Here is a 13,829-nt window from a genome sequence, read left to right as displayed (position 1 = left end):
CTGACAAGGAGGAGGTGAGAAGATGGCTATAGCTAAGATTATTGTGGATGTGCCCTTGATGCAGACGGACCAACCCTATAGTTATAGGATTCCGGAGGAATTTGAGGGAATGCTAGAAGTTGGGATGCGGGTTCATGTGCCTTTTGGTAAGGGCAATCGCCTGATTCAAGGGATTGTTCTTGGTTTGGAGTCCCAACCAGATGAAGAAGAGGTTAATCAAGATTTAAAAGATATTGCGGAGGTGCTGGATTTTTCTCCTGTTCTCACGCAAGAACAACTCTGGCTGGCTGAGGAGTTACGCAAATCTGTCTTCTCCTACAAAATCTCTATCCTCAAGGCTATGTTACCAGGATTTCTGAACTCCAGCTATGACAAGATTCTCTATCCTCTGGAAGGCCTAAGTCAGGAAGATCGAGAGCGTCTGTTTGGTTCAGAAGATTCACTTGCCTTTTCTTCTCTGGATTTAGGTAAGCAAGCAGAAATGATGCGTTTGACTAGAAAAGGCCTGCTTGGTCTAGAATATCAGGCGATTGATCAAAAGAAGATCAAGACCCAGTCCTGGTATGAGGTGAATCTTGCTCAATTAGAAGGTGTTGAGATTTCTACACGCGCCAAGAAAAAGTTGGAATTGAGAGATTACTTGCTGTCTCATCCTGAAAGTGCTTCCTTGGCTAGTTTGTTAGAGTCCTACTCGCGGGAGCAAGTCAACTTCTTTGTGGAACAAGGTGCTGTGACCATAGTCCAAAAGGAAGTCCAACGCTCGGCTGCTTATTTTGAAGGGATTGAAGCAAGTCAGCCTTTGGAGTTGAATCCAGAGCAAAGACAGGCGCGAGATGCGGTTGTCAGTGCGATTGGCAGTCATCAGCCTCCCTTCCTCCTTCAAGGGATTACAGGAAGTGGGAAGACCGAGGTTTACTTGCAGATTATCCAAGGGGCCTTGGACAAGGGCAAGACAGCTATTTTGCTGGTGCCTGAGATTTCCTTGACTCCGCAAATGACCGAGCGTTTTATTGCACGTTTTGGAGGCAAGGTAGCCATTCTTCACTCAGGCCTATCCAATGGTGAAAAGTATGACGAATGGCGCAAGGTCGAGCGTGGAGACGCTCAAGTTGTTGTTGGTGCTAGATCAGCCATCTTTGCTCCGCTGAAAAATTTAGGTGTTATGATTATCGATGAGGAGCACGAAGCGACTTATAAGCAAGACAGTAATCCCCGTTACCATGCCAGAGAAGTGGCCATTTTACGGGCCCAGTATAATCAAGCGGCTCTGGTGCTTGGTTCAGCAACTCCTAGTCTGGAAAGCCGTGCTCGGGCTGGAAAAGGTGTCTATCAACACATACGTCTGACGCAACGAGCCAATCCTCTAGCCACAATCCCTGAGGTTCAAGTAATTGACTTTCGAGACTATATCGGACAAAACGAGACGTCAAATTTTACGCCTCCTTTGCTAGAAGCTATTCAGGACCGTCTGGCTAAAAAAGAGCAGGTAGTTCTCATGCTCAATCGCCGTGGCTATTCTAGTTTTGTCATGTGTCGGGAGTGTGGGACCGTGGATACTTGTCCCAACTGTGACATTTCTTTGACCTTGCACATGGATACTAAGACCATGAATTGCCATTATTGTGGTTTTTCGAAGGATATTCCTCATGTTTGCCCCAACTGTAAGAGTCGCAGTATTCGTTACTACGGGACGGGAACTCAGAAGGCTTATGACGAGCTGACAGAACTCTTTCCCCAGGCTCGCATTCTGCGCATGGATGTGGATACGACTCGTAAGAAAGGTAGTCACCAAGCTCTCCTTGACCAGTTTGGGCGAGGAGAAGCAGATATCTTGCTAGGAACTCAGATGATTGCCAAGGGATTGGATTTTCCCAATGTGACCCTAGTCGGAGTGCTCAATGCGGATACAGCCTTGAATCTGCCTGATTTCCGTTCTTCTGAGAGAACCTTCCAGCTCTTGACTCAAGTGTCAGGACGCGCAGGTCGGGCTGAAAAAGCTGGTCAGGTCTTGATTCAGTCTTACAATCCGCAGCATTATGCTATTCGATTTGCCAAGGATCAGAATTACGAAGGCTTTTATGCCTATGAAATGGGAATTAGACGACAACTTGGCTATCCGCCTTACTATTTCACCATTGGTATTACCCTTTCTCACAAGAAAGAAGAAGTGGTTGTCAAACGTGCCTATGAAGTCATGAATATTTTGCGGTCAGGTTTGTCAGAGACCAGTAAGATTCTCGGGCCAACGCCAAAACCTATTGCTCGTACCCACAACCTCTATCATTACCAGATTTTGATTAAATACCGTTTAGAAGATGAGCTGGGGCCGACTCTAAATCAGGTTCTGGCCTTGACTCAAGAACGGGAAAATAGTGAGCTCCGTCTCAGCATTGACCATGAGCCACAGCAATTTTTATAAGAAGGAGAAGATATGACAAAATTAATTTTTATGGGGACCCCCGATTTTTCAGCAACCGTCTTAAAAGGACTTTTGACAGATGACCGCTATGAGATTCTAGCCGTTGTGACCCAGCCTGACCGTGCTGTTGGGCGTAAAAAAGTTATTCAAGAAACCCCAGTTAAACAAGCTGCCAAAGAGGCAGGACTTCCTATCTACCAACCTGAAAAATTATCTGGAAGTCCAGAGATGGAAGCTATTATGCAGTTAGGAGCAGATGGAATTGTGACTGCTGCTTTTGGCCAGTTTCTCCCAAGTAGACTCCTTGATAGCATGGATTTTGCAGTCAATGTCCACGCCTCCCTCCTTCCTAAACACCGTGGTGGTGCGCCTATCCATTATGCCTTGATTCAAGGTGATGAGGAAGCTGGTGTGACCATTATGGAAATGGTTAAGGAAATGGATGCAGGAGACATGATTTCCCGTCGTAGCATTCCGATCACAGATGAGGATAATGTTGGGACCTTGTTTGAGAAATTAGCTCTCGTAGGTAGTGATTTGCTTTTGGACACTTTGCCTGCCTATATTGCTGGTGATATCAAACCTGAACCGCAGGATCCGAGTCAGGTTACTTTCTCGCCAAATATCAAGTCAGAGGAAGAAAAACTGGACTGGAACAAAACCAATCGTCAACTCTTCAACCAAATCCGTGGCATGAACCCGTGGCCTGTTGCCCATACTTTTCTCAAGGGCGACCGCTTTAAGATTTATGAAGCCCTACCAGTAGAAGGTCAAGGCAATCCAGGTGAAATCCTCTCTATCGGCAAGAAAGAATTGATTGTCGCAACGGCAGAAGGAGCTTTGTCTCTCAAACAAGTTCAGCCAGCTGGCAAACCTAAGATGGACATTGCTTCCTTCCTCAACGGTGTTGGACGGACATTGACTGTAGGAGAACGATTTGGTGACTAAAGTAGAAACGGCTAGAAGTCTAGCTTTGGCAGTGCTAGAGGATGTCTTTATCAATCAAGCATACTCAAACATCGCCTTAAATAAGCATCTCAAGGGAAGTCAACTTTCGGCAGCGGACAAGGGCTTGGTGACAGAGATTGTCTACGGAACGGTAGCCCGCAAACTGACTCTGGAATGGTACCTGTCCCACTTTATCGAAGACAGAGACCAGTTAGACAGTTGGCTCTATGTCCTTCTTCTCATGAGTGCCTACCAGCTCCGCTATTTAGACAAAATTCCAGACCATGCTGTGGTTAATGAAGCGGTGGAATTGGCTAAATTCCGTAAAAAAGGCAGTGAAAAATTAGTCAACGCCGTCCTTCGCCGTATCCTGCGTGAAGGATGGCCAGATATTGCCAGCATCAAACGAAAAACAAACGTGATTCCATTGCCTATTCTCTCCCAGTTTGGCTAGTTGCCAAACTCAAGGAAGAATACGGTGAAGAGAGAGCACAAGCCATCTTTGAAAGCCTTTTGGTGCGAAATAAGGCCAGTATCCGAGTGACTGATTTAAGTCGAAAAGAGGAAATACAAGCCTTGTTGGAGGCCAGTGATTCATCCTTGTCTCCTTCTGGTCTGGTTAAGGAGCAAGGAAATTTTGCAGGTCATGATTTGTTTGCGGAGGGAGCCATTACCATTCAAGACGAATCTAGTCAGCTGGTTGCTCCGACGCTTGATTTACAAGGTGATGAGCAGGTCCTAGATGCCTGTGCGGCTCCGGGTGGGAAAACAGCCCATATAGCCTCTTATCTCACGACAGGTCAGGTTACGGCTTTGGACCTTTACGACCATAAGTTGGACTTAATTCAAGAAAACGCCCAACGTCTGGGAGTTGCAGATCGAATTCAAAGGCAAAAATTGGATGCCAGAAAGGTGCATGAGTTTTTTGGGCAGAATTCATTTGATAAGATTTTGGTGGATGCTCCCTGTTCAGGAATCGGTCTTTTGCGCCGAAAACCAGACATCAAATACAATAAAGAAACGGCAGATTTCGCGTCCTTACAGGAAATTCAGCTCGAAATATTAGGTAGTGTTTGTCAAACACTAGGCAAAGGTGGTATAATAACTTATAGTACCTGTACCATTGTTTCAGAGGAGAATTTTCAAGTCGTTGAGGCCTTTTTAGAAAGTCATCCCGAGTTCGAGCAGGTAAAACTAGAACATGAATGTAAGGATATCATGAAAGATGGCTGTATCCTCATTACACCTGAATTGTATGGAAGTGATGGATTCTTCATCAGTCAATTTCGCAAGATATCGGATTAGGAAGGAACTGACACATGGAAATTTCATTATTAACAGATGTTGGTCAGAAACGAACAAATAACCAAGACTATGTCAACCACTATGTCAATAGAGCTGGACGTACCATGATTATTTTAGCTGATGGGATGGGAGGTCATCGCGCAGGAAATATTGCTAGTGAAATGGCAGTAACAGACCTAGGTATAGCTTGGGTTGATACCCAGATCGATACAGTCAATGAAGTGCGTGAATGGTTCGGCAATTACCTAGAAATTGAAAATCAAAAGATTCACCAACTTGGACAAGATGATGCCTATAAAGGAATGGGAACAACTCTAGAAGCTGTTGCTATTATTGGCAATCAGGCTATCTATGCTCATATTGGAGATTCTCGTATCGGTTTGATTCGTGGGGAAGAATACCACCAGTTAACGAGCGACCATTCCTTGGTCAATGAATTGCTCAAGGCAGGTCAATTGACGCCAGAAGAAGCAGCAAGCCATCCACAGAAAAATATTATTACCCAGTCTATCGGTCAAAAAGATGAAGTTCAACCTGATTTTGGAATAATTACTCTTGAGCTAGGTGACTATCTCTTGCTCAATAGTGATGGTTTGACCAACATGATTTCAGGAAGTGAGATTTGTGATATTGTAACCAGTGATATTCCTTTGGCAGATAAAACAGCGACACTCGTGCGTTTTGCTAACAATGCAGGAGGTTTAGACAACATTACGGTTGCCCTTGTTTCTATGAACGAGGAGGATGCAGAATGATCCAAATCGGCAAGATTTTTGCCGGACGCTATCGGATTGTGAAACAGATTGGCCGAGGAGGCATGGCAGATGTCTATTTGGCCAAGGATTTAATTCTAGACGGAGAAGAAGTGGCAGTGAAGGTCCTGAGGACTAACTACCAGACGGACCCGATAGCTGTAGCTCGTTTTCAGCGTGAAGCGAGAGCTATGGCAGATCTAGACCATCCTCATATCGTTCGGATAACAGATATTGGTGAGGAAGACGGTCAACAGTATCTTGCAATGGAGTATGTTGCTGGACTAGACCTCAAACGCTATATCAAGGAACACTACCCTCTCTCTAATGAAGAAGCTGTCCGCATTATGGGACAAATCCTCCTAGCCATGCGCTTAGCCCATACCAGAGGAATTGTCCATAGGGACTTGAAACCTCAAAATATCCTCTTGACCCCAGATGGGACTGCCAAAGTAACAGACTTTGGGATTGCAGTAGCCTTTGCTGAGACAAGTCTAACTCAGACTAACTCGATGCTGGGTTCAGTTCATTACTTGTCACCAGAGCAGGCGCGTGGTTCGAAGGCGACTGTACAGAGTGATATCTATGCCATGGGGATTATTTTCTATGAGATGCTGACGGGCCATATCCCTTATGACGGGGATAGTGCGGTGACCATCGCACTTCAGCATTTCCAGAAACCACTGCCATCGGTTATAGCTGAAAATTCATCTGTGCCTCAGGCTTTGGAGAATGTTGTCATCAAGGCAACTGCCAAGAAATTGACAGATCGTTATCAGTCAGTTGCAGAGATGTATGTGGACTTGTCTAGTAGCTTGTCTTACAATCGTCGCAATGAGCCTAAACTGGTATTTAATGATACTACTAAGGCGGACACCAAGACTCTACCAAAAGTATCTCAGAGTACCTTGACATCGATTCCTAAGGTGCAAACACAAAGTCCGAAGCCACAGGTTGCGAAGCCGAGTCAGCAGGTTTCAGAAGACAATTACGCAACCAAGCCTGTTAAGAAACGGAAATTTAGAGTTCGTTATATGATTTTGTTGGCCAGCATTGTATTGGTGGCAGCCTCTCTGATTTGGATATTATCCAGAACTCCTGCAACCATTGCCATTCCAAATGTGGCAGGTCAGACAGTGGCGGAGGCCAAGGAAACTCTCAAGAAAGCCAATTTTGAGATTGGCGAGGAGAAATCAGAGGCTAGTGAAAAGGTGGAAGAAGGGCGGATTATCCGTACAGATCCTGATGCTGGAACGACTCGAAAAGAAGGTTCGAAAATCAATTTGGTTGTCTCATCAGGCAAGCAATCTTTCCAATTGAGTAACTATATCGGCCGTAAATCGACAGATGTTATCGCGGAACTCAAGCAGAAGAAGGTTCCTGAAAATCTCATCAAGATTGAGGAAGAAGAATCAAGTGAGAGTGAAGCAGGAACTGTTCTCAGACAGAGTCCAGCTGCTGGAACAACCTATGATTTGAGCAAGGCCTCAACGATTACCTTAACCGTTGCTAAGAAGGTAACCAGCGTTTCTATGCCAAGTTATAAAGGATCTAGTCTCGAATTTACTAAAAATAATCTCGTTCAAATTGTCGGTATTAAAGAAGCCAATATTGAAGTTGTAGAAGTGTCGACAGCTCCCGCTGGAACTGCTGAAGGTACAGTCGTTGAACAGAGTCCAAAAGCAGGTGAAAAGGTTGATTTGACGAAGACGCGTGTCAAGATTTCAATTTACAAGCCAAAAACACCGCCGTCAACGTCATCATCAGCACCAGCTCAACGTGGAAACCAAGGTTCTACTACAACACCAAGTCAGGGGAACCAACAAGGAAATCAACGAGGGAATGCACCTACTACTCAGTCAAGTAGTGAAGGCAACCACGAAAATTCACGTGATTAAACGAATCTTTGTCATGATTTCATGGCAAAGATTTTTTTTGACTCCAGATTTGTGATAAAATAGAAGGAGTTGATAAAGGGAGGAAAGCATGGAAGAATCAAGAGAATTAAATGCTGTTATCGATGTGATTATGCTAGCAGGGACCATTCTCCTTAAAAGTGGCTCAGAGATTCATCGCGTAGAAGATACCATGATTCGCATTGCGCATTCGCAGGGGATTGTGGATTGCAATGTTCTTGCCATGCCTGCCGCAATCTTTTTCTCGATTGAAAATACCAATATTTCACGCATGAAGCGCGTGACTTCCTCTTCTTATAATATTGAAAAAGTCTGTGATGTCAACCAGATTTCTCGTCATCTGGTTAGGGGGCAGATTGATTTAGAGACAGCCTTCAAGCAATTGACGACCTTGCAAGCTCAACCGCTTCCCTATACCAAGGTGCAGGTGACTCTGGCTGCGACCTTTAGTGCCCCTTTCTTTTCAGTTATGTTTAGTGGAAATATCTACGACGCACTTGGGGCAGGAGTGGCTACCTTATTTGGTTTTGCCTTTTCCCTTTATGTGGAGAAGTTTATCCGAATTCCCTTTGTGACAGCCTTTGCTGGGGCCTTCGTCTTTGGGATGATTGCCCAGTTTTGGGCTCGCTATACAGGATTTCCTGCAACGGCAGATTTGATTATAGCTGGTGCGGTTATGCCTTTTGTACCAGGAATTGCCTTAACAAATGCGGTTCGGGATATTATGACCAACCACATAAACTCTGGTATGAGTAAGATGTTTGAATCCCTGCTCATTACCCTTGCTTTAGGGGCAGGAACTTCTGTCGCCTTGGTATTGATGAACTAATATGACACTAACAACCTTTTTATTACAAGCAGTGGCAAGTCTTCTTGCTATTATTACCTTTTTAATCGTACTCAATGTTCAACGGTCTATGCTCTTACCAGGAGGGATTTTGGGCATGGCTGTCTGGCTAATCTATCTCTTGCTCAAGGAACCGACCAATGTCATTGTAGCCACCTTTATTGCGGCTATTATCGGTTCTTGTGTTAGCCAGATTTTAAGTATTCTTTACAAGACCCCTGCTGTAGTCTTTATCTTGGCAATCTTGGCACCCTTAGTTCCAGGCTATCTTTCTTATCGGACAACTGCCTTTTTTGTGACGGGGGATTATAGTCATGCCATTGCTAGTGCAACCTTGGTTGTCATGCTGGCTTTAGTGATTTCCATTGGAATGGCTAGTGGAACAGTGATTCTTAGACTTTATTCCTACTTACGAAAACAGCAAAATAATTAGAATAATAAGGGACTTGCTTTGGTGAATCAAGTCTTTTTTCTCTCTTTTACTGCTATTTGTGATAAAATAGTAATGAACGATTTTTTACATGAATGATAAAACAGAGGTAAATATGACAATCGGTATTGATAAGATTGGTTTTGCGACCAGTCAATATGTCTTGAAATTACAAGACTTAGCAGAAGCGAGGGGAATTGACCCTGAAAAATTAAGCAAAGGACTCTTACTCGAAGAATTGAGTATTGCGCCCTTAACTGAGGATATCGTGACCTTGGCCGCTAGTGCAAGTGACTCTATTTTAACTGAGCAAGAAAGACAAGAAATTGATATGGTCATTGTGGCTACCGAGTCAGGAATTGACCAGAGTAAGGCTGCGGCCGTCTTTGTGCATGGCTTGTTGGGTATCCAGCCTTTTGCTCGTAGTTTCGAGATTAAAGAAGCCTGCTATGGAGCGACAGCTGCCCTTCATTATGCCAAATTGCATGTGGAAAATTCTCCAGAGTCCAAGGTCTTGGTCATTGCCAGTGATATTGCCAAATACGGTATTGAAACTCCAGGAGAACCCACTCAAGGTGCTGGAAGTGTGGCTATGTTGATTACTCAAAATCCACGCATTATGGCCTTTAATAATGACAATGTCGCTCAGACTCGTGACATCATGGATTTCTGGCGTCCAAATTACTCAACAACCCCTTATGTAAATGGTGTTTATTCTACCCAACAATATTTGGATAGTTTGAAAACGACTTGGCTTGAATACCAAAAACGCTACCAGCTTACTTTAGATGATTTTGCGGCTGTTTGTTTCCATTTGCCTTACCCTAAATTAGCGCTGAAAGGCTTGAAAAAAATCATGGATAAGAACCTGCCCCAAGAGAAAAAAGACCTCTTGCAAAAGCATTTTGACCAGTCTATTCTCTACAGTCAAAAGGTGGGGAATATCTACACAGGTTCACTTTTCCTTGGACTTTTGTCTCTCTTGGAAAATACAGAGAGCCTGAAAGCTGGAGATAAAATTGCCCTTTATAGTTACGGAAGTGGGGCTGTGGCTGAGTTCTTCAGTGGTGAATTGGTTGAAGGTTATGAAGCCTATCTAGATAAAGACCGCTTGAACAAGCTCAACCAACGTACTGCCCTATCCGTCGCCGACTATGAAAAGGTCTTCTTTGAGGAAGTGGTATTGGATGAAACAAACTCAGCCCAGTTTACTGGATATGAAAATCAAGACTATGCCTTGGTTGAAATTATCGACCACCAACGCCGTTATAGCAAGGTTGAAAAATAATGAAGATAAGTTGGAATGGATTTTCTAAAAAATCATACCCTGAGCGCCTCGAGCTGTTACAAGCTCAGGCGCTCCTTAGTCCTGACAAGCAAGCGAGTTTGGATCAGGATGAACAGATGAGCGTGACTGTCGCAGACCAGCTGAGTGAGAATGTGGTGGGAACTTTTTCTCTGCCTTATTCGCTGGTTCCAGAGGTCCTCGTCAATGGTCAGGAATACACAGTTCCCTATGTGACAGAAGAACCGTCTGTGGTTGCTGCGGCTAGTTATGCCAGCAAAATCATCAAGCGAGCAGGTGGCTTTACTGCACAAGTCCATGAGCGCCAGATGATTGGGCAGGTAGCTCTTTATCAAGTTGCTAATCCTGGACAAGCGCAAGAGAAGATTGCAAACAAAAAGACTGAGCTCTTAGAACTTGCCAATCAAGCCTATCCTTCTATCGTTAAACGTGGAGGTGGGGCGCGTGATTTGCATGTAGAACAGATAAAAGGCGAAACAGACTTTCTCGTTGTTTATCTCCATGTCGATACCCAAGAAGCCATGGGAGCCAATATGCTCAATACTATGCTGGAAGCCTTGAAACCAGTCTTAGAAGAACTCAGTCAGGGACAGAGTCTCATGGGAATCCTGTCCAACTACGCGACCGATTCTCTGGTGACTGCAAGCTGTCGCATCGCCTTTCGCTACTTGAGTCGCCAAAAGGATCAAGGACGGGAAATTGCGGAGAAAATGGCTTTGGCTAGTCAGTTTGCGCAGGCTGATCCTTATCGAGCTACTACCCACAATAAAGGGATTTTTAATGGTATTGATGCCATTTTGATTGCTACTGGAAATGACTGGCGTGCCATTGAAGCAGGAGCCCATGCCTTTGCTAGTCGAGACGGGTACTATCAAGGTCTCAGTCGCTGGACGCTGGACCTTGAAAGAGAAGAATTAGTCGGTGGGATGACCTTGCCCATGCCTGTAGCAACCAAGGGTGGCTCTATCGGTCTTAATCCTCGTGTAGCCCTCAGTCACGAACTACTGGGAAATCCTTCAGCTAAAGAATTAGCTCAGATTATCGTGTCTATCGGTCTTGCCCAAAACTTTGCGGCCCTGAAAGCCTTGGTGAGTACAGGGATTCAGCAAGGTCACATGAAATTGCAGGCCAAATCCTTGGCTCTCCTTGCAGGTGCTAGTGAATCTGAGGTAGCTCCCCTAGTTGAGCGTCTCATTACTGATAAGACCTTTAACCTAGAGACAGCCCAGCGCTATCTAGAAAACTTAAGATCATAAAAAAACTCAGACTAATCGGTCTGAGTTTTCTTGTGCTTATACTCTTCGAAAATCTCTTCAAACCACGCCAGCTTCGCCTTGCCGTAGATATATGTAACTGACTTTGTCAGTATTATCTACAACCTCAAAGCAGTGCTTTGAGCAACCTGCGGCTAGTTTCCTAGTTTGCTCTTTGATTTTCGAAGAGTATCAAATACTTTTTCCAGGTAATAGGGTAACTGGTAAGAAGTAACCAGTTGTGGCTACTTCCTTGCCTTCAATCTTCTGCAAGAGGAGGTCAACAGTGAGGCAAGCTATCTCTTCCAAAGGTTGCTTGATAGTAGCTAGTTGAGGATAGTAATTCTCAACAAAGTAAGTCCCATCATATCCGATGACCTTGAGCTCTTCTGGGACAGAAATGCCCAGCTCCTGAGCGATTTTAATGACCAGAATAGCTGTCAAATCATCCGAAGCAAAAATGGCGTCTGGTTTTTGACGGGTCAAGATATTTTTGATTTCCATTTCTTTTCTGACGGGAGAAAAGTCACTGGAAACATTGATAATAGTAGCTTTTGGGAGAACAGATGCAAAACCAGCGTGGCGTAGTCCAGTTGGCGAATTGGAATTGTCGTTCCCTGTAATCATGATGATAGACTGGGCGCCTGTCTTGACTAAGGTTTGGGCTGCGAGAACCCCACCAGCGTAGTTGTCAGAGGAAACGACTGGAATGTCTGGCGATAGGTTTCGGTCGAAGGAAATAATCGGCGCTGTCACGCGATTGTAGTCTTCGATTCCCAAGTTGTGACTACCAGAAATGATGCCGTCTACCTGATTGGCTTCCAACATTTCGATGTATTCGCGTTCCTTCTCGGAATCGTGCTCACTGTTGCAGATGATGGTCTTGTAACCATTTTTGAAGAGTTGGTGTTCCAGCTTATCAATCAATTCTGCATAGAAAATATTGGAAATATTAGGGAAAATCAAGCCGATTAACTTAGCCGATTTTCCTTGCAGACTACGAGCTAGGTTGTTGGGTTTATAGCCCAATTCCCGCATGGCTTCATTGACTTTTTGGATGGTTTTCTCGGAGAGATAGCCCTTTTTATTGATAACACGAGAAATGGTAGTAGGGCTGACGCCTGCAAGTTTGGCGACATCAGTTAGTTTTGCGACCATAATCTAATTCATAGTAAGTTCCAGTTGGGTTTCCAGATTTGATCAGGATACCATTTTGGTCTGCATGTGGGAAGACACGACCGGAAAATACTTTTTCTCCTTTATTGATGAAAATTTCAAAGACAGAGTTATCGATGAAAATTGTAGCAGTAGTAGCTTGGTTATCGATTGGGCAAGAACGAGTTGTCCCAAATTCTTGGGCATACTGTTCACCAGCCTGGCTACGATCTACTGTCACTTGACCATTTACAAGGTCAAAGTTGATGGAAAGTCCCTTGCCTTCTTTATCAGCAAGTAAGACAATCTCGCTCTGGTTATTGGCTTCCAAGTTGAGCTCGAGTTCGTAAGTGTTCTTAGTTTGGGCACGGTTTGATAAGGCTTCTTCAGAAGCACGAAGGTCCTTGATAGCCGCGACTGGGTATTGGTAGAGTTTACCGTCTTTGATAGTCAGTTCTTTGACCAAAGAGAAGGTTCCTTGGTGGTCAAAACGGTCAGATGGATATGAAACATCAGGCAAGCCAAGCCAGCTAACAGCTAGAACACGTCCATCAGGAGCGTTGAAGGCTTGAGTTGCATAGGCTTCGAAACCATAGTCCATGTTTTGAAGTTGAGACACATCTACCATTTTGGCATTTTCAGGGTCAAAGGAAGCCCCAATCTTATACATATTTGGATAGATATTATTGTAGTCTAGAACATCCTTATCCAATCCTTGTGGGCAGTATAGAAGGACAGGTTGTTCTCCTACAAAGACCAGATTTGGACATTCCATCATGTAGGCAGTGCGATCGTTAGCAAAGTCAAGGTCGCCAACTACTTGCCAGTTTGTGTAGTCGTTGTCAATAGCCTTGTAGAGACGAACGAAACCTTTTTTCTCCAAGTCCTGTCCACCGACGATAGCATAGTATTGACCCTTAAAGTTAAAAATTTGCGGGTCGCGGAAGTGGTCAGTAGAGTCTGCTGGTTGGTCAATCAAAATCTTGTCAATCTTGGTAATCTTGCCATCCTTGTCCATCAAAGCCCCAATCTGGTATGGATGACGAATCCAGTTTTTATCGCGGACATTTCCTGTATAAAATAGGAATAGCTGATCGCCAAATTGCATGGCAGAACCAGAGTAGGCACCGTGGCTATCTAATGGAGTATCAGGCAAAACTTTGACTCCGGTTTCTGTGAAGTGAACCAAGTCCTCACTTTCCAATTGCACCCAAGATTTCAAACCGTGGGCTGCACCAAAAGGAAAGTTCTGATAAAAAACAATCCACTTTCCATCAAAGTAAGAAAAGCCATTTGGGTCGTTGAGAAGTCCTATTTTTGGCTCAACATGGTAATGAGTATGCCATGGAGATTGTGCCATATTCTCCTTTATATGTAGAATTTCTTCTTGCGTCCAATCTTGATAAAGTCTGTAACGACGCTCAGTTGTCCATTCCATTCATTCATTCCTCCAAAAATCTTATTACTTTTAATAGTAACCGTTTTCGATAAAAAATGC

At 44.2% G+C, this 13,829-nt stretch carries 10 protein-coding genes and 1 pseudogene; 9 read left to right on the top strand and 2 right to left on the bottom strand.

Features of this window, described 5'->3' with window-relative positions; all coding sequences use genetic code 11:
* Positions 1–22 precede the first annotated feature (22 nt).
* The 9 genes and pseudogenes from SK629_RS08280 (at position 23) to SK629_RS08240 (ending at position 11,179) form a co-directional block, all read left to right on the top strand.
* Entirely contained in the window at positions 23–2,419 is a 2,397-nt protein-coding gene (locus tag SK629_RS08280; protein WP_042901416.1) for a primosomal protein N', read from the top strand.
* Positions 2,420–2,431: 12 nt separating this feature from the next.
* On the top strand, positions 2,432–3,367 hold the full coding sequence (gene fmt / locus SK629_RS08275; protein WP_042901415.1) for a methionyl-tRNA formyltransferase: 936 nt from the start codon (positions 2,432–2,434) through the stop codon (positions 3,365–3,367).
* A pseudogene (gene rsmB / locus SK629_RS08270) lies at positions 3,360–4,672 on the top strand (16S rRNA (cytosine(967)-C(5))-methyltransferase RsmB). Before fmt ends, rsmB begins: the two are co-directional and overlap by 8 nt.
* 14 nt (positions 4,673–4,686) lie before the next feature.
* Entirely contained in the window at positions 4,687–5,427 is a 741-nt protein-coding gene (locus tag SK629_RS08265) for a Stp1/IreP family PP2C-type Ser/Thr phosphatase (RefSeq protein ID WP_042901414.1), read from the top strand.
* Positions 5,424–7,322, top strand: a complete 1,899-nt coding sequence (gene pknB, locus SK629_RS08260) for a Stk1 family PASTA domain-containing Ser/Thr kinase (protein ID WP_042901413.1) — start codon at positions 5,424–5,426, stop codon at positions 7,320–7,322. The genes SK629_RS08265 and pknB overlap by 4 nt, the downstream gene beginning before the upstream one ends.
* Before the next feature lie 88 nt (positions 7,323–7,410).
* Positions 7,411–8,169, top strand: a complete 759-nt coding sequence (locus SK629_RS08255) for a threonine/serine exporter family protein (RefSeq protein ID WP_042901412.1) — start codon at positions 7,411–7,413, stop codon at positions 8,167–8,169.
* 1 nt (position 8,170) lies between these two features.
* The gene (locus SK629_RS08250) at positions 8,171–8,620 is read left to right on the top strand and encodes a threonine/serine exporter family protein (protein ID WP_042901411.1); all 450 of its coding nucleotides are present in this window, start codon (positions 8,171–8,173) and stop codon (positions 8,618–8,620) included.
* 112 nt (positions 8,621–8,732) lie between these two features.
* A complete protein-coding gene (locus SK629_RS08245; RefSeq protein ID WP_042901599.1) occupies positions 8,733–9,905 on the top strand; it encodes a hydroxymethylglutaryl-CoA synthase in 1,173 nt (390 codons plus the stop codon).
* Positions 9,905–11,179, top strand: coding sequence for a hydroxymethylglutaryl-CoA reductase, degradative (locus tag SK629_RS08240; protein ID WP_042901410.1), 1,275 nt, complete (start codon positions 9,905–9,907; stop codon positions 11,177–11,179). Before SK629_RS08245 ends, SK629_RS08240 begins: the two co-directional genes overlap by 1 nt.
* 189 nt (positions 11,180–11,368) lie before the next feature.
* Here the strand turns inward: SK629_RS08240 and SK629_RS08235 are convergent, their stop codons facing one another.
* The gene (locus tag SK629_RS08235; protein WP_042901409.1) at positions 11,369–12,334 is read right to left on the bottom strand and encodes a LacI family DNA-binding transcriptional regulator; all 966 of its coding nucleotides are present in this window, start codon (positions 12,332–12,334) and stop codon (positions 11,369–11,371) included.
* The gene (locus SK629_RS08230) at positions 12,315–13,769 is read right to left on the bottom strand and encodes a sucrose-6-phosphate hydrolase (RefSeq protein WP_042901408.1); all 1,455 of its coding nucleotides are present in this window, start codon (positions 13,767–13,769) and stop codon (positions 12,315–12,317) included. The genes SK629_RS08235 and SK629_RS08230 overlap by 20 nt, the downstream gene beginning before the upstream one ends.
* Positions 13,770–13,829 lie beyond the last annotated feature (60 nt).

This window comes from Streptococcus mitis, assembly GCF_000722695.1.
In the GTDB taxonomy this organism is placed as follows: Bacteria; Bacillota; Bacilli; order Lactobacillales; family Streptococcaceae; genus Streptococcus; species Streptococcus mitis_O.
Note: the sequence above shows the minus strand (reverse complement) of the source record. Positions and strands in the feature narration are given on the sequence as shown.